Source organism: Burkholderia sp. Cy-637 (genome assembly GCF_011753175.1).
GTDB lineage: Bacteria > Pseudomonadota > Gammaproteobacteria > Burkholderiales > Burkholderiaceae > Burkholderia > Burkholderia gladioli.
The window spans coordinates 1-18,940 of the sequence record NZ_VWWC01000136.1; the positions used below are offsets into that span (position 1 = coordinate 1).

14 protein-coding genes and 1 pseudogene are annotated in these 18,940 nt (G+C 67.3%); 9 read left to right on the top strand and 6 right to left on the bottom strand.

Going from position 1 to position 18,940, the window contains the following annotated elements; genetic code table 11:
* Positions 1-1,650 (bottom strand): annotated as a pseudogene (locus F3J10_RS26715) (condensation domain-containing protein); the annotation flags it as partial.
* A 190-nt stretch (positions 1,651-1,840) separates the two neighbouring features.
* On the opposite strand from F3J10_RS26715, the gene F3J10_RS26720 reads away from it, so the two are divergent.
* Both F3J10_RS26720 and F3J10_RS26725 read left to right on the top strand, forming a co-directional pair.
* Positions 1,841-3,904, top strand: a complete 2,064-nt coding sequence (locus F3J10_RS26720) for a M3 family metallopeptidase (protein WP_167243371.1) — start codon at positions 1,841-1,843, stop codon at positions 3,902-3,904.
* Positions 3,905-4,115: 211 nt separating this feature from the next.
* Positions 4,116-5,366: an MFS transporter gene (locus F3J10_RS26725; RefSeq protein WP_167243372.1), complete on the top strand. Its 1,251-nt coding sequence runs from the start codon at positions 4,116-4,118 to the stop codon at positions 5,364-5,366.
* 52 nt (positions 5,367-5,418) lie between these two features.
* Here F3J10_RS26725 and F3J10_RS26730 read toward each other — a convergent pair whose 3' ends face one another.
* The gene (locus F3J10_RS26730) at positions 5,419-5,802 is read right to left on the bottom strand and encodes a nuclear transport factor 2 family protein (protein WP_167243373.1); all 384 of its coding nucleotides are present in this window, start codon (positions 5,800-5,802) and stop codon (positions 5,419-5,421) included.
* A 594-nt stretch (positions 5,803-6,396) separates the two neighbouring features.
* Here F3J10_RS26730 and F3J10_RS26735 point away from each other — a divergent pair.
* From F3J10_RS26735 to F3J10_RS26750, 4 genes are all read left to right on the top strand, one after another.
* A complete protein-coding gene (locus F3J10_RS26735; RefSeq protein ID WP_167243374.1) occupies positions 6,397-8,544 on the top strand; it encodes a glycosyl hydrolase family 28 protein in 2,148 nt (715 codons plus the stop codon).
* 306 nt (positions 8,545-8,850) lie between these two features.
* A complete protein-coding gene (locus tag F3J10_RS26740; protein WP_167243375.1) occupies positions 8,851-10,014 on the top strand; it encodes an FUSC family protein in 1,164 nt (387 codons plus the stop codon).
* 92 nt (positions 10,015-10,106) lie between these two features.
* Positions 10,107-11,003, top strand: a complete 897-nt coding sequence (locus F3J10_RS26745) for a class I SAM-dependent methyltransferase (RefSeq protein ID WP_167243376.1) — start codon at positions 10,107-10,109, stop codon at positions 11,001-11,003.
* Positions 11,004-11,905: 902 nt separating this feature from the next.
* Positions 11,906-13,066, top strand: coding sequence for a hypothetical protein (locus F3J10_RS26750; protein WP_025100356.1), 1,161 nt, complete (start codon positions 11,906-11,908; stop codon positions 13,064-13,066).
* Here the strand turns inward: F3J10_RS26750 and F3J10_RS26755 are convergent.
* The 4 genes from F3J10_RS26755 to F3J10_RS26770 form a co-directional block, all read right to left on the bottom strand.
* Entirely contained in the window at positions 13,050-13,337 is a 288-nt protein-coding gene (locus F3J10_RS26755) for a hypothetical protein (protein WP_167243377.1), read from the bottom strand. The genes F3J10_RS26750 and F3J10_RS26755 overlap by 17 nt on opposite strands.
* Positions 13,338-13,356: 19 nt before the next feature.
* Positions 13,357-14,541, bottom strand: a complete 1,185-nt coding sequence (locus F3J10_RS26760) for a glycoside hydrolase family 64 protein (RefSeq protein ID WP_167232803.1) — start codon at positions 14,539-14,541, stop codon at positions 13,357-13,359.
* 285 nt (positions 14,542-14,826) lie between these two features.
* Complete coding sequence (locus F3J10_RS26765) at positions 14,827-15,117, bottom strand: hypothetical protein (protein ID WP_166914800.1); 291 nt, start codon at positions 15,115-15,117, stop codon at positions 14,827-14,829.
* 91 nt (positions 15,118-15,208) lie between these two features.
* The gene (locus F3J10_RS26770) at positions 15,209-15,394 is read right to left on the bottom strand and encodes a hypothetical protein (protein ID WP_167243378.1); all 186 of its coding nucleotides are present in this window, start codon (positions 15,392-15,394) and stop codon (positions 15,209-15,211) included.
* A 167-nt stretch (positions 15,395-15,561) separates the two neighbouring features.
* Between F3J10_RS26770 and F3J10_RS26775 the strand changes: the two genes are divergently transcribed.
* From F3J10_RS26775 to F3J10_RS26785, 3 genes are all read left to right on the top strand, one after another.
* Positions 15,562-17,661 (top strand): ferritin-like domain-containing protein, encoded by a 2,100-nt coding sequence (locus F3J10_RS26775; protein WP_167243379.1) that lies wholly within the window; start codon positions 15,562-15,564, stop codon positions 17,659-17,661.
* A 12-nt stretch (positions 17,662-17,673) separates the two neighbouring features.
* Positions 17,674-18,690 (top strand): DUF692 domain-containing protein, encoded by a 1,017-nt coding sequence (locus tag F3J10_RS26780; protein WP_167232809.1) that lies wholly within the window; start codon positions 17,674-17,676, stop codon positions 18,688-18,690.
* Positions 18,683-18,940 (top strand): putative DNA-binding domain-containing protein (locus F3J10_RS26785; RefSeq protein ID WP_167243380.1); only part of this gene is annotated, 258 nt, incomplete at its 3' end. The genes F3J10_RS26780 and F3J10_RS26785, both read left to right, overlap by 8 nt.

An 18,940-nucleotide genomic window follows, 5' to 3' on the forward strand; every position in this document is an offset into this window, starting at 1 on the left:
CCTGCCGCCGCGAGGCGATGCGCGACATGGTTGGCCGCCTCGTGCAGGGCACGCGCGGTGACATGCTGGCCCGGCCGGCCCGCGACCAGGCGCGCCGGCTGCGCGAGCAGCGCCGCATCGATCAGGGATGACGCGCAGTCGGACGGCGCCGCATCCGCGAGCCTCGCGTAGCGTTGCGCGAAGGCCGCGTCGTCGCTGAGCGCGAGATCGCCGATGCGGCGCTCGGGATGGGCCAGCAACTGCGCCACGAGGGGGTCGAAGTCGCGCGCGAACTGGCGCGCAGTCGGACGGCGCCGCATCCGCGAGCCTCGCGTAGCGTTGCGCGAAGGCCGCGTCGTCGCTGAGCGCGAGATCGACGATGCGGCGCTCGGGATGGGCCAGCAACTGCGCCACGATGGTGTCGAAGTCGCGCGCGAACTGGCGCGCGACGGTCTCGCTCAACACCTCGGTGCGATATTCGAGGATCAGGTCGATGCTCTCGTCGCCGTCGTAGAGCAGCGCGAGGTCCTGTTTCGCGGCGCCCGTGAAGCAGGCGAGCTGTCGCGTCGCGACGCCGTCCAGATCGAGCATGTCGAGCTCGAAGCGCGCCGGGATCAGCGCCACGTTCAGGGCGGGCGCGGCGGCGTCGCCGAGCTGGCGCCGCGCGATCCGCATCAGGTCGACCTGCGGGAAATCGGCGATCGGCTTGGTCACCCGGCGCTGCTGCCGCATCTGCTCGAGCAGTGCCGCGGCGGTGAGCTGGTCGTCGATCGCCAGGCAGGCGGGCACGAAATTGATGAAGGAACCGAACATCCGGGCAAGGCCGGCCGCGCGCGTGTCGACCGGATAGGCGATCGACACCGCGTCGAGTTGCAGATAGCGATGCAGCAGCACGCCGAACGCGCTCATCAGCACGATGAAGGGCGTGGTGCGGGTCTGGCGCTGCACCTGTTTCAGATTGACGGGCAAGGTCCAGCGCAGTTGCGCCGCGCCGCTTGCGCCACCTGGTTCGCGTGCGAAGGCGAGCCGGCCGAAATCCACCCCGGTGGGGCGTCCCGCCAGTTGCTCGCGCCAGGCGGACTCGGCACGCTCGTGCTCGCCCGCCATCCAGCGCTCGCGCTCCAGCGCCAGTGCGTCGGCGAACGAGGGGCCGCCCGCGGCGGCGGCCCGATACGCATCGAGATCGCGATAGGCCGCGGACAGATCGGCGAGCAGCATCGCCGCGGAGGCGCCATCCACGCACACGTGATGGATATTGAGCACCAGCCGATAGGCATCGGCACCGGTTCGGATCAACAGGAAACGATGCACCGGCTCGGCCGTCAGATCGAACGGCGCACGCACGCAGGCCTCGATCGCGGCGGCCGTGCGCACGTCGCGCGTGGCCGCATCCAGCTCGGCGAAATCGACTCGCGCGAGCGTGTCTGGCGATGCGGGTGCCGGCGTCTGCCGGGGAATGCCGTCGCGTTCCGCGAAGCGCATGCGGATCGCGGGATGCGCTTCGGCCACGGCCGCGAATGCCTTGGCCAGCCGCTCGACATCGAGCGGGCCGTGGATGTCGAACAACAGCGGATTGTTGTACGCCGGATCGTCCGGCGCGTATTTCCATTGCAGCCACATCGCCATCTGACTGTTCGTCAACGGCAATGCCGGCTCGAGCGCTGAGGGCATGCGACGTTCCTGGAGTGAAGGAGGAAAGGCGGAAGAAAATCGTTCGCTTGATTGCGTGAAACAGCGTAACGCGCATCGTCCTCACCAGAAACTATGAGAACTTATAGGTAGGTTTCGCGCGCCTGGCCATTGCGGCGCGAACGCGGGCCGGTTATGGTTCGCCACCAACCTGTCCGACGGATGCCCGACGATGCTCAATCCCCTGCTCGACCCGCACGCGCTTCCCGATCCCGATGCCATCCTCGACCACCATCTCGGCCCCGCGCTCGACACCTGCATCGCCGCGCTCGACCATGCCGTCGCGCGTGCCCGCGATGCCGGCGAGCCGGCCACCTGGGCCAGCGTCGCGCGCCCGGTGAGCGCGGCCCTCGATGCGCTCGACACGGTGACCGAGCGCATCGAGCACCTGTTGTCGATCCGCGATTCGGCCGAACTGCGCACGGCGTATGGCCAGTCGATCGGCGCCCTGGCCGCCGCGCGTGCCCGGTTTCGCCAGGACGAGGCGCTACTGGCCCGCTATCGCGCGCTGGCCGCGTCGCCGAGCTTCGATGCGCTCTCGCCGGCACGCAAGCGGGTGGTTCGACAACTGATCGACGAGGCGCTCGCGGCGGGATGCGGGCTCGCGCCGCAAGCGCGCATTCGACTCAATGCCGTGCGAGAGCGCTTGGCAGTGCTATCGAAACGATTCCTGGACAATCTCGGCGATGCGACACGCGCCTACGCCTGCCACATCACGGACCCGGCAGAGCTGGACGGGCTGCCCGAGGCAACCCGCCAGGCCGCTCGCGCGGCAGCCTCGCGCGCGGGCAGCGAGGGCCATCGCCTCACGCTCGACTACGCGATCTACGACGACGTGATGCGCTTCGCGACGCGGCGCACGCTGCGCGAGCGGATGTATCGCGCGCGAACGACGCGTGCCTCGCTGCCCGGCGTCGAGCATGCGAACGGCCAGGCGAGCTGGGACAACGGCCCGGTGATCGGGGAGATCCTCGCGCTGCGCCAGGAGGATGCGCGCCTGCGAGGCCATCGCGACTTCGCCACGGCCTCGCTGGGCCGCATGATGGCCGGCACGCCGCAACACGCTCGCGCCTTCCTCGACGACCTGCACCAACGCAGCCTCGCGCGCGCGAGAGAGGAATGGCAGGCCTTGTGCGAGTCGGCGAGCGAGGCCTTCGGTCTCGCCGAACCGGCACCCGCCGATCTCGCCTTCCTGGCCGAGCGCTTGCGCGCGCGCGAGCACGGCGTGTCGAGCGACGAGGTGCGACGCTATTTTCCCGAGCCGGTGGTGCTGCGCGGCCTGTTCGCGCTGATCTCGCGGCTGTTCGGCATCGCGCTGCGCGAGGAAGCCGGCGTTTCCACCCAACACGGCATCCGGCTGATGCGCGTGGAGGATGTCGACGGCCGGCTGCTCGCTCATTGCCGGCTCGATCTGCATGCCCGCCCGGGCAAGCGCGACGGCGCCTGGTCGGCGAGCGGCCGCGCGCGCGGCCGGCACGACGACGGCAGCCCGCGCACGCCGGTCGCGCATCTGATCTGCAACCTCGCGGCGACGGACGACGCGCCGCCTTGCTTCACGTTCGAGCAGGTCGTCACGCTGTTTCACGAAATGGGCCACTGCCTGCACCACATGCTGACCAGCGTGGACGAGAGTGCCGTGGCCGGCACGCGCGGGGTCGAGTGGGACGCGATCGAGTTTCCGTCGCAATGGCTCGAATACTTCTGCCAGGATCGCGAGGTGGTGGCCTCGCTGAGCGCGCATGTGGACACCGGGGAGCCGCTTCCCGACGCGCTGCTCGATCGCCTGTGCGCCGCGCGGCGCATCGACCGCCATATCGAGCTGGTGCACCAGATCGCGCTGTCGATGCAGGACCTCGCGCTGCATTCGGCCGATGACGAAGCAGCAGGCGCTGCCTGGCAGGCGCGCGCCGCCGCGCTGCACCAGCGTTACGAGGTGGTGCCGCTCGATCCGCTGGCGCACACGCTGCACACCTTCAGCCATGTGTTCGCGGGCCCCTATGCCGCCGCGTACTACAGCTATCTGTGGGCGCGCGTGCTCGCAGCCGACGCCCATGCCGCCTTCGAGGAGGCGCGGGCCGCGGGCGGCGAGGCCGGCCTGCGCGAGGCGGGGCGGCGCTTCCGCCGCGAGATCCTGGAGCCGGGCGGCAGCCGGCAGGCGCTGGCGTCGTTCGTCGCGTTCCGCGGCCGCGCGCCGGACCCCGAGGCCTTGCTGCGCGAGCAATACGACACCGCCTGAGTGCGTCTGGCCTCCCCGTGGCCGAGGCTGCGCGATGACCGCGTGACGACGGCATGATGACGGCGTGATGCGAGAAACGAACGAAAGGCCTCGGCCAGGGCCTCATTCGTGAATTGTTCAGCCAGGCCGTTCATTGTTTTCAAGCCCAGGGGCTTGGTCCGCGAGGGAACTCCGTTTAGCCTCTCGAACTTCCCTTTAGCCTGGCCGCATCATGCAAGTCGATACTCCCCCATATTCTTCCGGCACCGACCCGACCGCGACGTCCCTGCGTCAGTGGCTGGCCGTGATCGCCGTGGCGATCAGCGCCTTCGCCTTCGTGACCTCCGAATTCCTGCCGGTGGGCCTGCTGCCGGCGATCGCCCACGATCTCGGCGTGTCCTCGGGCGTGGCCGGGCTGATGGTGACCACGCCCGGCGTGGTGGCGGCCATCTTCGCGCCGACGCTGATCATCGGCGCCGGCCGCCTGGACCGCCGTTATGCCTTCCTGATGCTCACCGCGGCGCTGCTGGTGGCGAACCTGGTCTGCGCGCTGGCCGGCAATCTCGGCCTGATGCTGGTGGGTCGCGCCCTGCTCGGTGCCGCGCTCGGCGGCTTCTGGACGCTCGCGACGGCGGCGGCCCCGCGCCTCGTGCAGCCCAGGGACACGGCCAAGGCCACCGCCATCATCCTGACCGGCGTGACCTGCGCGACGGTGATCGGCGTGCCGCTGGGCACCTTCATCGCCTCGTTCGCGTCCTGGCGCGCCTCGTTCGCCGTGACGGCGGGCCTGGTCGCGCTGGCGCTGGTGGCGCAGACGGTGCTGGTGCCGTCGCTGCCCTCGGCCTCGGCGCTGCGCATCGCCGATTTCCGCACGTTGCTGGGCCGCTCGCATACGCGTTCGAGCATGCTGATGGTCGCGCTGGTGTTCGGCGCGCATTTCTCGACCTACACCTATATCGCGCCGCTGCTGGAGCAGGACTTCTCGGTCAATGGCCTCACCTTGCTGCTGTTCGGCTTCGGCCTGATCGGCTTCGTCTCCAACGCGCTGATGTCGATGGTGGTGTCGAACCACCTGAAGCGCTCGTCGATGCTGATGATCGTGCTGCTGATGGGCGCGATGGCGGCGATGCTGTTCCTTGAGCATTCGCGGATCGGCGAGACCGCCGGCATCCTGCTCTGGGGCATCGCCTTCGGCGCCCTGCCGCTCTGCTTCAGCGTCTGGATCCAGCGCGCGGCGGCGGACCTGCCGGAAGTGGGGTCGGCGATGTTCGTCAGCATCATCCAGGTCGCCATCGCGGTGGGTTCGGCCGCGGGCGGCACCATCGTCGACCGCGCCGGCGTGCGGGCCGATTTCGTGCCGGGCCTGGCGCTCGCCCTGCTCGGCCTGGTGCTGCTGTATCGGCTCGCCTCGCCGCAGCTTCACCAGGCGGCGGCCGTCGCCGGCGCCGAGCCGGTGCCGCGCGAGTGCGCCGAGGCGGTCTGATCCGCCTTCCCGTCCCGGCCGCGCCTTGCGCCGGCCGCGGCTTGCCGATGCCTCAGGCGAGGTTGGTGGAGTGACTGGCGACCAGCAGCCAGGCCCGCGCATCGTTCGCCCTGCTCCACACGGACGTCGCGCTGAGCTGGCGCGCGAGCGTCTGGCCCGATGATTTCACGGTCATCGACACGGCCAGCAGCCGGTTGAGGATCACGACATCGCCCTCGACCACGGCCTGCTCGTCCTTCACGACCTCGACCGAGTGATAGGTGTATTCCGCCCTGGCCAGCGCGGCCAGGTAGGTGTCGCGCGAGTCGACCAGGCCGCTCGAGTGCACGTAGATGAGCCGCGGGTCCAGCAGCGCCGCGATGGCGTCGAGCTCGCCTGCCTGCATCGCGTCGAATCGTTTTCCTTCAAGTGCGCGAACTTCGTCGAGTACGTTCAAGACTGCTCCTGGGGTTGGGGTTGCCGATGCGCTTCGCGCGCCATGCCGCGGACCGCGGCGCTCCTCATGCTGGCCGAAAGTGTATCCCGGCGCCCTCGCTCGCCGCGCGAGTCCCCTACTTCGCCTTTTCGCGCTCGCTTCCGCTCGACGTCCGTCTTCCGGGCTGCATGCCGGCTTGCCTTGCCTGTCACGAAGACATAAGACATCAGACAACAAATCTCTTGAATTTGTGCCTTGAAGGGATGATGAAGGCTTGGTGCATACCCGTAGGTGCAGTATCCAATCGCTAGAAAAGCGAATGATTTAGAATTTAATTCCCAAATTAAAACAAATATAAGATTGATGTTTTATTTCGAGTGATGCCACCGTATTCGGCACGCGAGTCGTCTCTTCCGGCCCATCATCAGTCATCTTTCATTTATCCAGTTGTCGTTATAGGATGACTGACCATAAAGCGGCTCACACGACGAGCGCGGCCCAGCCCTTCGACGACGCGAATCGAACACCCGGCGATTCGCCGTCCGCCACCCGATACCAAGCCGATACCAACCCGGCATCGTCAATGCACGATGCCCATTCAGGAGACACCCTTCCATGACATCCTCCTCACGGACGCGATGCGCGCGTCTGCTGTGCCTGCTCGCGGCCTCGTTCGCGGCAGCGGCCGCGCTGAGCGCCTGCGGCGGCGACGATTCGAGTCCGCCGGCCACGGCCAGCACGCCACCTGCCCCCAACAGCGTGTTCCAGGTCGGCACCACCACGTTCGACGCCAACCTGCCGGCCGAGCCGAGCCTGCCCACCGACGCGCAGGTCTGCAGCACCCTGGAGGCCGGCAACACGCTGGTCAGCCGTCCGGACGGCTCGCTGCCGCCGGAAGCGGATCCGTCGGTGGCCGGCGTCGGCAAGGCGGTGTCGCCGGCCACGGCCAATCCCGACCAGGCGCGCATCCAGGCCGCGCTCGACGCCTGCGGCGCTTCGGTCGACGCCGAAGTGGGCCCGGCCATCGCGGCCGCCGACGCCTCGGCCACCGCCGCGCAAAAAGCCGCCGCCGTCGCGAACCTCAATATCGCGGGCGCGTCCGGCGAGGAGCTGGCCAAGCCCAGGTACCGGGCCGGCAAGTTCGCGGTACGCCTCGTCGTCAACAGCAGCGGCCCCGGCAACGGCTTCATCAGCGGCCCCCTCACCCTGCCCTCGGGCGTCACGCTGTGGATCGACAAGGGCGTCACGCTGTACGCCTCGCGCGACGTGAAAGCCTATGCGCCGAGCCTCGCCGGCCCCTATTGCGGCAACACGGCGGTCAGCGCGACCAAGGCCGGCAGCTCGTCGAACTGCCTGGCCCTGATCACGGGCACCAACCTCGTCAACTCGGGCGTGGTGGGCGACGGCCGCATCGACGGACGCGGCTACGCGGAAATCGTGACGTCGGACGCGAAATATCCGCTGATGAAGGTCGACCTGAGCTGCTCGAATACCTATGCCGCCTACAAGACCGGCACGGTGGCGCCCGACGGCACCGCCTGCGACAACGGCGGCACGGTGGTCGATTCGAAATCCTCGGTACGCAACATGAGCTGGTGGGACCTGGCTTACCTGGGCAATATGGTGCAGAACGGCACGACGGGCACCGCCTCGCAATCGAACTTCCGGCTGATGGTGTTCAACTACGCGAAGAACCTCACGCTGTATCGCATCACGCTCAACAACAGCCCGAACTTCCACGTGGTGCCGAGCGGCGTGGACGGCCTGACGGTCTGGGGCGTGAAGGTGCAGACGCCGACGCTGGCCGCGTTCGCGAACCCGGCGGGCAACGGCAATCCGCTCTACACCGGGCAGACCTTCGGCGAGGACAACGTCAAGAACACCGACGCCTTCGATCCGGGCTCCGCGTCCAAGCCGACCTCGGTCGCGCTGTCGACGGGCAGCACCACCGCGAGCGCGAGCGGCGCGATCTCGTTCGACGGCTACCTGAAGAACTTCGTGTTCGCCTACAACTACGTGAGCACGGGCGACGACGACATCGCGCTCAAGGGCAGCAACAATCCGGCGCCGGCGGGCTCGGGGCTGTTCGGGGTGGACGGCAACCGCGACGTGCGCTCGGACCGCAAGTGGGGCATCGTGATCGCCCATAACCACATCTACTGGGGGCACGGCATCTCGATCGGCAGCGAAACCAATGCCGGCGTGACCAACGTGCAGGTCTACGACAACGCCTTCCGGGACTCGGAGGAAGGCCTGCGCATCAAGTCGGACTACGCACGCGGCGGCGAGGTGAGCAACATCAACTACTCGAACATCTGCATCCGCGACGCGACCAATGCCCTGTTGTTCACGCCGTACTACAGCACCAAGGCGCTGCCCGCGGGCGGCCCGCTGTATCCGAATTTCCACGACATCTCGATCTCGAACGTGGTGATCTCGGGCACGGCCGGCGTCAAGCTGCAGGGCTTCGAGGCCAATACCGGCGGCTACGGCGAACCGGCCTTCCCGCTGGTGATGACGCTGAGCAACGTGGTGGCCGATTCCCCGAACAGCATCTCGGTGATCGCCTCGGACGCCAGGCTGACGCTGCAGAACGTCAACCTGCCGATCTTCGCCTCGGCCGCCAATCGCGTGGCGGTGAACGGCTCGGCCACGCAGGACCTGGGCTCCAGCAGCGTGCTCGACTGCAGCAAGGCCTTCGTCGACTTCCCCGGCATCGACCAGTCGAACCCGTTCGGCACCACCTGGGCGCCGTCGCTGTGAGCGTTCGATGAAGCGGTGAGCGGATCGCGGATTGGCGGGGTGGACGGCGCCAGACGCATCCCGGGCATCCCGGACATCGCCCAATTTTGATCGGCTATGATCCGGGAAAACCCGAGCCGCCCGCCGCGAGCCCTACCCTGGGCGCCACGCTGGCGGCCCGGAACACACGCCTGACCAGGCGCCGCCCGCCGCCGGCAACCCCGGCCAAGGCGCGCCGCAGGCTCGTTCAACGCCGGGCCCCTCGCGCCCGGCCATCGCCACGCCGGCCACAAGCCGGTTTGTCGATATGCCCGGATATCGTCGACCATGATCGCCGCCGCCTGCTCACGCGCGCTGACCCGCGCCCGCCTCCAGGATCCCGATTTCACCCGCCTGCGCGCCGCCTCGCGCTCCACGCTCGCCTGCCTGCTGAGCGCCGGCCTCGGCGTCGGCTGGGCGCTCCACCACCAGATGATGCCGACCGTCGCCGTGCCGGGCGCCCTGTTCGCGATGATCGCCCCGCTGTTCCTGCGCGAGCCGCGCTGGTCGGGCTGGCTGGTCTCGCTGATCACCCTTTGCCTCTGCGCCGGCGCGTCCCTCGCTGCCGCGGCGGCGCTCGCCCCCTATCCCGCGCTGCGCATCGCGGGTTCGCTGGCGGTGGTCTTCGTCGGGCTGCTGTGCCATACGCTGGGCGCACGCGCGGTCGGCGCCGGCCTGCTCGGCCTGGTCGGCTTCTATCTGGGCCTCTATCTGCACCCGTCCGGCGCGCTGCTGGTCGAGATGCTGGGGATCATGACGCTCGCCGCGGGGATCGTGACCCTGGTCGGGCGCATCCTCGTTCCGGTCGCGCCAGGTGGTCCGGCGGACGCGATCCAGCCACTGGGCCACGGCATCGAGGCCGGCACCGGCTGGCGCCGGGCCCTGCATCGCCTGGCCGAACTCGTCGTCAGCGGACGGCTCACCGGGAAGCCGCTCGGCCCCTCGCTCGCGCATCGCCTGCACCGCCTGGCATGGCGCCCGGCGCTGGTGGCGACCGCCGCCGCCCTGCTCGCCATGCTGGCGGGCGGCAGCCTGTCGGAGGACCGTTCGATGTGGGCGGTGATCAGCACCTTCGTCGTCTTTCTCGGCACCACCTCGCGCCAGGGCACGCGCGTGCGCGTCTTCAAGCGGATCGCCGGAACCCTGGCCGGCGCCGCGGCCAGCGTGCTGTGCGTGAACTGGTGCGGGCACCAGCCCTGGCTGCTGATCGCCGCGATGGCCTTGTCGGTGTTCGGCTGGGCGTACCACATCCTGCATGCCTATACGCGCGGCGTGTTCTTCATCACCACGCTGGTGGGGCTGGTCTATGGCCAGCTCGGTTTCGCCATCCTGCCGCTGGCGCGCTTGCGCATCGAGGAAGTCCTGGCGGGTTGCCTGGTCTCGCTCGCCCTGGCGCTGTGGCTGATGCCCTCGGCGGTCGGGCAGGCTCCCGCCGTGCCGCAGCGGCACTGAACCGGAACGCCCGCGGGCGCCAAGGCCGGGATCGGGCAGATTGTCGGGCAAGCGCGTATCGTGTCGCCTACCCGTCACTGCGCCGATCGACCATGACCCTCTCCTCCCGCGCTCCCAAGCTTTCCACCGTCCCACGCTTCGCGGCGGCATCGATCGCCGCCGCGCTGATCGCGCTCGGCCTGGGCGCCTGCGCGCAGCCGCCCTTGGCGAACGCCGGCGCCGTGGATACGGCGGCCACCGTGCCGCCCGCCGTGTCGCTCGACGCCGCGATCGCCGGCACCCAGCGCAGCGATGCCGCGCGCGCCCGCGATCGCTATCGCCACCCGGGCGCGACGCTGCGCTTCTTCGGCCTGGATGCCGATCAAACGGTGCTGGAGATCGCACCGGGCGGCGGCTGGTACACCGATATCCTCGCGCCCGTGCTGCGCGGCAAGGGGCGCCTGTACGAGGCCGAATACATCGGCCCCGCGCCCGAGCCCGAAGCCGAGCGCCGGGGCGATCTCGCCTATGCGCGCAAGCTGGCCGCGCATCCGGAAATCTACGGCCCGGTGGCGATCGGCAGCCTGCGGGACGGCCGCTTCTCCGGCTTCGACGCGCAAGGGCATGTCGATACCGTGCTCACCTTCCGCAATATCCACAACTGGATCAAGGACGGCCAGATCGACGCGAACCTGCGCGCCTTTTACGACGCCTTGAAGCCCGGCGGCGTGCTGGGTGTGGAGGAGCATCGCGCCCGCCCGGGAACGTCCCTTCAACGCATGATCGATTCGGGTTACGTGACCGAGGCCTACGTGATCGAGCATGCCCGGGCTGCCGGCTTCGTGCTGGCCGGGCGCAGCGAGATCAACGCCAACCCGCGCGACACCACCGATCATCCGCACGGCGTCTGGTCCTTGCCGCCGACCTACGCGGGCGGCGACACCGATCGCGCGCAATACGCGGAGATCGGCGAATCGGATCGCATGACGCTGAAGTTCGTGAAGCCGTAAAGGCAACGCATCGCCGGGAACCGGCCGGCCGGGCCCCCGCGCCCGGCCCCTTGCGCGCGCGGGCCTATCCGGCGCCTTTCATTTCCCCATCCGCCTGCCGACAATTGGATTCGCATTATCGCCAGATCGATCGGCAATCTTGAATGAAGCCGCGATTCGTTCCATTTTCATTGGGATTCTCGCGGAATTTTTACATCCGCATATCGGCCGAATTCGACAAATATTACCGCCGGCAAAACATTTTAGAAGCCATCAAAAAAAGTTTGACTTACGAAATATTTCACGGCACTCTGCTTGCCAATCGAGGTGTTGCGGATTAATTGTTGCAATTCCGACAAATAGCCGACAATCGCATGTAAATAGAATTACTCGATGGAGAGGGCCGCTTCCGATGTTTTCAAACGCCTGTCGATACACGCTGCGCCGGTAAGCCACGGCCCAGCGGGGCGGTATTCCGCCCGATCGGCCGCATGTGCCGAATCCGCCGAATCCGCGATTCAACGATTTCCGTCGATTGTTTTCGGCGCCGCATTTGCACGCCTTGAATCGATCGGCCGAATTGGACGAATTGAATCCTGATTGAAAATGATTTTCGACAATCGATATTGTCGAGGGGCTCTGTTTTTTTCAATAAAAGCCCGATTCAGCAATTACCGAATTACCGATTGGTCTCGCGGGAGACGGGCCGTGACGGCCCGACGAGGGGGGTACTCTCGTCGAATCCATGTGAAGCCATCGAAAAAGAACTTCGCCGCTCAGGCAAGTGGTCCACGGCAGGCATTCCACCATCCGTCCTGCCGCGGATTGTCGTTCGAGAAGTCGTGGCCCGGGCCCACAAGGCCCGAACCCAACACACCTAGCTTCCACTGGAGATACAGATGCGATCGAGGACATGGCTTGACATGCAATACGTGGTTCGCGCAACGCTGCTGACGAGCGCGGCCGTCTTGATCGGCGCGGTGCCGGTCTCGTCCGCCTACGCGGGACAGGCCGCCAATGCGTTCGTCGACCAGGCGCAGGTCCAGGCCGACACGGCGGCGCAGGCATCGTGGCGCGAGAACGTCCGGCAATCGGCGCCGCGCGGCGAAGGCTGCTATCACGCGTCCTATCCCAACCTCAAATGGGACAAGGTGGCCTGCGGCCCGGTATCGGGTTATCACTCCTCGCGTCGCAGCAGCGCCGCGCGGCTGGGCGAGCAGAAGCTGCGCAGCAGCGGCCAGCAGGTGGTGGGCAACGGTTTCGACTACGCGATCCAGGCGCCCGGCGGCCAGTTGATCAGCGAGGTGGTGGGCAGCTTCCCGACGGTCAGCGGCGTGACATCGGAAAAAGGCGCCAACGTGCCGTTCGGCTCGAGCGAAAGCGACGGCATCACCGGCGCGAACCAGTACACGCTGCAGCTCAACACCAATTTCGTCGACCAGTCGGCCGCCTGTAACGGCTTCTCGGGCTGCCTGGCCTGGCAGCAATACATCCTGGTCTCGGACGACGTGAATTCGGCCGGCACGGCGCTGACCGGCACCTCCGACGTGTTCATCCAGACCTGGCTCGAGAACTACGGCCAGGACGTGGACGGCGGCAACACCAACATCTGCCCGAGCGGCTACATCGACGCGGGTGCCGACCAGAGCGGCCAGGGCGACGACTGCTTCCGCAACAGCCCGTCGGTGGTGGTCGCCAAGCAGATCCCGATCACGCAACTGGCCAGCCTGAAGCTCGCGGGCACGGCGACGGCCAACGGCACCGACACGGCCACCGTCACCTTCGGCACGCAGGCCTTCAGCTCCTCGGTGCGCGACAGCGTCTCCGATATCGCCAACGGCTGGACCCAGGCCGAGTTCAACATCGTCGGCAACGCCGGCGGCTCGCGCGCCGACTTCAACAAGGGCGCCTCGGTCACCGTCAAGCTGGCCGTCACCGACGGCTCCTCGGCCGCGCCGAGCTGCATCGGCCCGAACAACGGCGGCAGCACCGGCGAGACCAACAACCTGAGCCTCGGCAAGTGCACGGCCTCGGCCGGCTCGGGTTCGAGCTCGCCGGCGATCCAGTTCACGGAATCGGATTGATCGCCTGGATGTCTCGATGAAATGAGGCAAGCGCCGGGAACAGGCATGTTCCCGGCGCTTTCTCGTTGATCAGGGTGCCGACCTGCTCGTATTCGCTCTGCGCTTGCGGCCATTCCTCGGTCGCGCAATCCAGTGACATGGTCTTCGCGTTGGTGCGCCCCTGGCCTGTGAAGCGGAAGCGGGACTCGCGCCCGGCAAGGCGCCGGGCCGGGTCGGTGACGAGGTAGCCGGCCTCGTCGTTGACATGGCGGCCGCTTCGAGCGGCCGCCATCGATCGGATCAGGCCAGGCTTACCAGCCCACGGTGACCGTCGCCACGGTCGGGTTGGTGCCGACCAGCGAGGAGCTGAAGCCGCCCACGTCGTCGTAGGAGAAGCCGTAGCTCAGGTTGTTGATGGCATGCGCATGCCAGAACTGCGCATACGAGTTGGTTGGCTGCGAGGCATAAAAGGCGCTCGGGCTGGTCCACAGCGCCGCGTTCTCGGCGACATGGCGGTTGATCGCCGCGCTGACCTGCGCCTGGATCTGCAACTGCTTGGCGGTGGGCACGCCCGGCGCCGCGTTCGAGGCGTCGTTGAACACGCCATTGCCGAGCAGCACCTCGCTGGTGGTCGGCTTGTGGTTGATGTAGTAGGTGCCCTGCCCGTCGGTGAACTGGAACTGCCCGTTCACCACATGGCCGCTGAAGGTGCCTTGCGCGTCGGTGAAGGTGAGGGTCTGGGTGCTGTACAGGTTCCAGATCGACTGGATGTAGCTGTCCAGGTAGTTGGCGTTCGCACCGCCGGCCTTGAAGCTGCCGTGCGCGGGCGCGACGATCCGGTACGGCGCCTGGCTCAGGCCCTGGAACGGCGCCGGCACCTGGTTCTGGTAGGCCTGGAACAGCGCCGCGCGCGATTCGGTCTCGCCCACCGTCTGGTCGAAGCCGCCCTGGCCCTGCAGGCGCAGCCGCAGCGGGAAGCCGAACTGATCGACCCGCGTGGTATTGCCGAAGAAATTGGCGCCGTTGCTGTCGAATTCGACGAAATCGAATACCACGTCGATATTCGGATCGGTCGGATTCTCGATATTGGGACCGGTATAACCGGTGGCCGGATTACCGACCGCCTGCAGATACAGGGTGCTGCCCACCGTCAGATACAGGCGCGCGGAGGTGATGGCCGCCACCGTCACCGACTTGCATTGCGAAAAGGGAATCGAGTAATTCGCGTAACCGATGCCGTTCTTGGTTTGCGCGGAATTGTCGTTCGAACTCATCGGAATCAGGTTGCCGGCGCAATTCACATGCACATAGGCATTGTTGTGCGCCGGGTCCATGCCCACCAGGGTCCAGTACACCTTGCTGTCCGGGTAGGCGCCGTTGGTGCCGTTGACCAGGTTGAAGGTGGTGCCGGCAGCCATCGCCTGCGACGCCGCCACGCCACCGAACAACAACGCGGCCAGCAGCTTGACCACTAATTGGGATTTTACTTTTTTCATCTCTTTCTCCGTATTGGTGACAACAGGACAAAGAGCGGCCGAGAATGTCTTTTTGATATACCCCTGCGCTACCGCGGCTCGCCGCTCAATGCTCAGGATGTGAAAACTGAAACGAAGACTGATCAATAAATGGCAACAGCCATTGAATGGCTCATCGATTAAGCCGCCGGCGATATGAACATAGGCCCGATGCCTTGTCAAACGGCTTGTTTAATTGTTTTCAGGCGGACGGATATTCGGCTTGTTTCGGGAAAATCGATAAACAGGCCGCGCGCCGGCCGGCGCTCAGGCAAACAGCCCCAGCAGGCTCGCGAAGCCGGTCAGCAGGACCGACACCGCGGTCCATTGCGCGGCGCGCTGGTTGAGCCGGGCCGAGACGTCGGCGGCCTGCAGCAGGCCGACCAGCCAGCCCGCCTGCGACTGCAAGGCGTCGACCGGTTCGAACCCGCCCTCGTGTTTGCTCCAGGCGGGATCGACTCCCGCCTCGCTGGCGCGATACCACCAGAAGGCGGCAATCATGCCGGCGGCGAAGCCGGCCAGCGTGAGGCACAGCACGGCGATGCGCAGCGGATTCATGGGCGAGCTCCGGGACGGGATGTTTCGCGATCGACTCATGGACAACCCGAATCGACAACCGGCCTGTCATGGCGATTAAGCAATCGATAATTCAATAGGCAGCAGGATAATAGTCGATAAGCATTCCGTTAAAAACAGCCGCTGTAAAAATGTCACACAAATTGATATTTTCTGCTGTAGTCTTGCGCTTGCCATCGCGCTGGACGGAGACCACCAGCCAGTAAATCAGCCGATCGGCAATCGATTTTCCGGGATTTTCAGCTGCCGGCGCATTCATCGCGAATGCGCGCCCGCGGCATGATTTCGTCGAATCGAAAACAAGCTTCCGGATCGAGCACGGGTGAAGTCGGCCAATATGGCCTGCCGGCCGGAAGATTTCAAAAAATGCAGTCCGTCTTTTCCGTATTCGGGAAAGCATGGATCAAGTCCCCCATCGAGGCCTGTATGGATACGCCGGTGCACGTTTCAGGCAGCATTCCCCAGAACCCGCCCCTCATCAGCGATCGCGACCTGTCCCATCTCGCCGCCGACCAGGCCGCCCTGCGCGCGCTGGTCCAGGCGGCGGTGAACGTCGAGCTGTTCACCGTCCCGATCTACATGTGCGCTATGAAGTCGATCCAGGGCACGCATGCGATCAACGCCAAGGACATCTCCTACTACCAGGGACGCGTCTGGCCGGGCCGCTCGATCGGCCAGATCCCGGCGGCACCGCCCGTCGAGCTGGCGAACCAGACCGCCTACAACCTGCTGTTCTCGGTGTTCATCGACGAGATGCTGCACCTGCAGATGGCGGCCAACCTGTGCTCGGCGCTGGGCGTCAAGCCGAACTTCAACAGCCCGGCCCTGCAGGACGAGCAATACAACTGGATCTGCTACGGCCCGGACAAGACGGTGATCCCGCACATCATCGATCTCAGGGACCTCAAGCCGAACCCGGTGAACCCGGTTCCCGCCGCGGTCGATCTCACCGCGCTGACGCCCTCGCAGACGGCGCTGTTCGAGATCATCGAGCAGGATCACGCCACCGCGCTGGCCAGCATCAAGCCCTCGACCGGCTATTTCCCGGCCGTCCCGTTCGACGGCTGGACCGCGCAGAGCACCGAGGTCGACCTGCCGATGTTCGGCACCATCGGCTGGATGTACTACTGCCTGCTGCAGTACACCAACATCGCCTATACCGACGGCCAGACGCTGTGGGAGAAGTGCTTCGCGGGCGCGGTCGGCCAGCGCGACCTGTTCAACAGCAAGAGCTCGGGCCACCCGATGGCCGAGTATCCCGGCATGCCGTCGCAGATCACCTTCACGGGCGCGCTCGACGCCCACATCCAGGCGATGCTGATGATGTGGGCCATCTGCGACCAGGGCGAAGGCGGCATCGACTGGGACACCATCCAGGCCTTCATCGGCAAGGTCCAGCAGCGCGCCAACCAGCGGCGCATGGCGCTGGCCGCGGCCAATGCCAACGTGCTGGTGCAGTTCCAGCCGAGCCAGCCGGCCCTGGAAGCCGACTACCCGTCCTACAGCGATACCGGCGCGCAGGAGCCACATAGCGACGACGCCACGGCGCGCGTGCCGAACGGCACGCTCAACCACTTCGAGCGCTTCCACAAGATCGCCGAGCAGCTCGGCAGCCTGCGGACCTGGCAGCACTGGCACCAGGCCGGCAATAGCTGGTCGGCCTCGATGCTGACCACGGCCGACTACGATCCGGCCAAGGCGCCCACCAACATCCCCACGCCCGAGGCGGTCGCCACGGCGCTCAACGAGCTGAAGACCGGCATGCCGAGCGCCACGCTCGACAACGTGGTGCAGGGCGCGCTGGCCGGCATCACCACGGTGCTGTCGAGCTCCTGGGGCGACACCACGGTCCAGTTCCCGTTCCCGTCGATGGTCGGCTCGGGCGATCGGATGGCGCTGTACTGGGCCGTGTACGGCAGCGCGCCGAGCCTGCGCGAGGCGAGCGCCTCGTCGGGCACCGGCACCCAGGGCGAGGCCCTGATGCACGCCTGCCAGTCGCTCGCGCTCGACGGCTCCGGCGGCGATTGCGCGGCGCAGGCGGTCTATCACAGCTGCAAGGGCTCGAACCATTGCGCCACGCAAGGCGGATGCGGCTTCGTCCAGTCGGTCAGCGGCGGCGGCAATTGCTCGCAATCGGCCGGCTCGGCGGGCAGTTGCGGCCATCCCTCGACCATGGCTTCCGGCAAGGGCGGCTGCGGCGCGCCCACGCTGTACAGCGCGCCGGCCGACAACCGCTGCAACGGCTTCGGCGGCTGCGCGGTGCCGATCTCGGCCTCGCAGCTCTACCCGAGCAGCGGCACCATGCAGTTGTTCGACTTCAAGGCCGACGGCACGCCCGAGCCGCTCACCAGCACCGAGGGCGACGCGACCGTGATCGTCACGCTCGACTTCGCGGTCGGCGATTCGGTCTACGACATCGCCTGGGGCGCGCTGGAGAAGGTCTGGGCGCATCGCAACCCGGGCCAGCCGGCGCCGGCCAAGCCCTTGCCGACCACGCTGCGCATCGCCCTGCCGCCGTCGACCTGATCGGAGCCTCGCATGTCCGTCACCGTCACCCCTGACGGCCGCGGCCCGCGGGCGCTGCCCTCGGGCCGGGATGCGGCGAGCGCCGCGTCCCGGCCGGGGCCGCCGCCCCGCCTGGGCCTGCCCGATCTCGGCTTCGGCGTCGGGCTGCGCCCGCAGCACCTGCCGGCGATCCTCGCCGACGGCCCGCGCGTCGACTGGTTCGAGATCATTTCCGAAAACTACTTCGAGGACGCCGGCTACCAGCGTGCGATGCTCGACCGGATCGCCGCCGAGGTGCCGATCGTGATGCACGGCGTGTCCCTGTCGATCGGCTCGGACGCGCCGCTCGACACGGCCTACCTGGGCCAGTTGCGGCGCCTGATGGAGGAACTGCGCGCGGCCTGGGTTTCCGATCATCTGTGCTGGACCGGCCTGGGCTCGCACAATTCGCACGACCTGCTGCCGCTGCCGCTCAACCCGGCCTCGCTCGACCACGTCGCCGCGCGCGTCGATGCCGTGCAGCAGGTGCTGGGGCGCGCGCTGGTGCTCGAGAATCCGTCGAGCTACGTGCAGTTCCAGGCCTCGACGATGCCCGAATGCGAATTCCTGGCGCGGCTGGCCGAACGCACCGGCTGCGGGCTGCTGCTCGACGTCAACAATGTCTTCGTCAGCGCCTTCAATCACGGCTTCGATGCCGAGGCCTACCTGCGCGCGCTACCGCCCGAGCACATCGTGCAACTGCACCTGGCCGGCCACACGCGATGCGGCGACTGCCTGGTCGACACGCACGACCAGCCGGTGCCGCCCGGCGTCTGGAATCTGTATCGCCTGGCCCAGCAATTGACGGGCGGCGTCTCGACCCTGCTCGAATGGGACGCGAACCTGCCCGACTACGAGGGCCTGCTGGCCGAGCTCGACAAGGCGCGTCGCGCGGCTCGCGGCGAGGCAACAACAGCGCTTGCCGACGCGGCACCGCAAACCGTGGAGACGAGCGAAATGGCGCTCTCCACCCCGCTCCACTATCTGGTGCCGGAGGCGATCGATGGATGACACGTTGTTGGCCGCCGAACTCGACCTGCCCGCGATCCAGCACTGGATGCAGGCCGCCACCACGCATCCCGGCGGGCTCGGCGCCGGGCTCGCGCAGGCCCGCGCGCTGCATGGCGCCGGCATCGAGCGCGTGATCGCCACGGCCGCCGGCGTCGACCCGCGCGCGCGGCTGGCGGTCTACGCGGACGGCTACTGGATGCGCCTGATCGCCTGCCTCGAGGCGGAATTCCCGGCCCTGCTGCGCCTGCTG

Coding starts and splice junctions, on each gene's coding strand:
- F3J10_RS26720 (WP_167243371.1), top strand. CDS start 1,841: ATGCTCAATCCCCTGCTCGACCCGCACGCGCTTCCCGATCCCGATGCC.
- F3J10_RS26725 (WP_167243372.1), top strand. CDS start 4,116: ATGCAAGTCGATACTCCCCCATATTCTTCCGGCACCGACCCGACCGCG.
- F3J10_RS26735 (WP_167243374.1), top strand. CDS start 6,397: ATGACATCCTCCTCACGGACGCGATGCGCGCGTCTGCTGTGCCTGCTC.
- F3J10_RS26740 (WP_167243375.1), top strand. CDS start 8,851: ATGATCGCCGCCGCCTGCTCACGCGCGCTGACCCGCGCCCGCCTCCAG.
- F3J10_RS26745 (WP_167243376.1), top strand. CDS start 10,107: ATGACCCTCTCCTCCCGCGCTCCCAAGCTTTCCACCGTCCCACGCTTC.
- F3J10_RS26750 (WP_025100356.1), top strand. CDS start 11,906: ATGCAATACGTGGTTCGCGCAACGCTGCTGACGAGCGCGGCCGTCTTG.
- F3J10_RS26755 (WP_167243377.1), bottom strand. CDS start 13,337: ATGGCGGCCGCTCGAAGCGGCCGCCATGTCAACGACGAGGCCGGCTAC.
- F3J10_RS26760 (WP_167232803.1), bottom strand. CDS start 14,541: ATGAAAAAAGTAAAATCCCAATTAGTGGTCAAGCTGCTGGCCGCGTTG.
- F3J10_RS26765 (WP_166914800.1), bottom strand. CDS start 15,117: ATGAATCCGCTGCGCATCGCCGTGCTGTGCCTCACGCTGGCCGGCTTC.
- F3J10_RS26770 (WP_167243378.1), bottom strand. CDS start 15,394: ATGAATGCGCCGGCAGCTGAAAATCCCGGAAAATCGATTGCCGATCGG.
- F3J10_RS26775 (WP_167243379.1), top strand. CDS start 15,562: ATGGATACGCCGGTGCACGTTTCAGGCAGCATTCCCCAGAACCCGCCC.
- F3J10_RS26780 (WP_167232809.1), top strand. CDS start 17,674: ATGTCCGTCACCGTCACCCCTGACGGCCGCGGCCCGCGGGCGCTGCCC.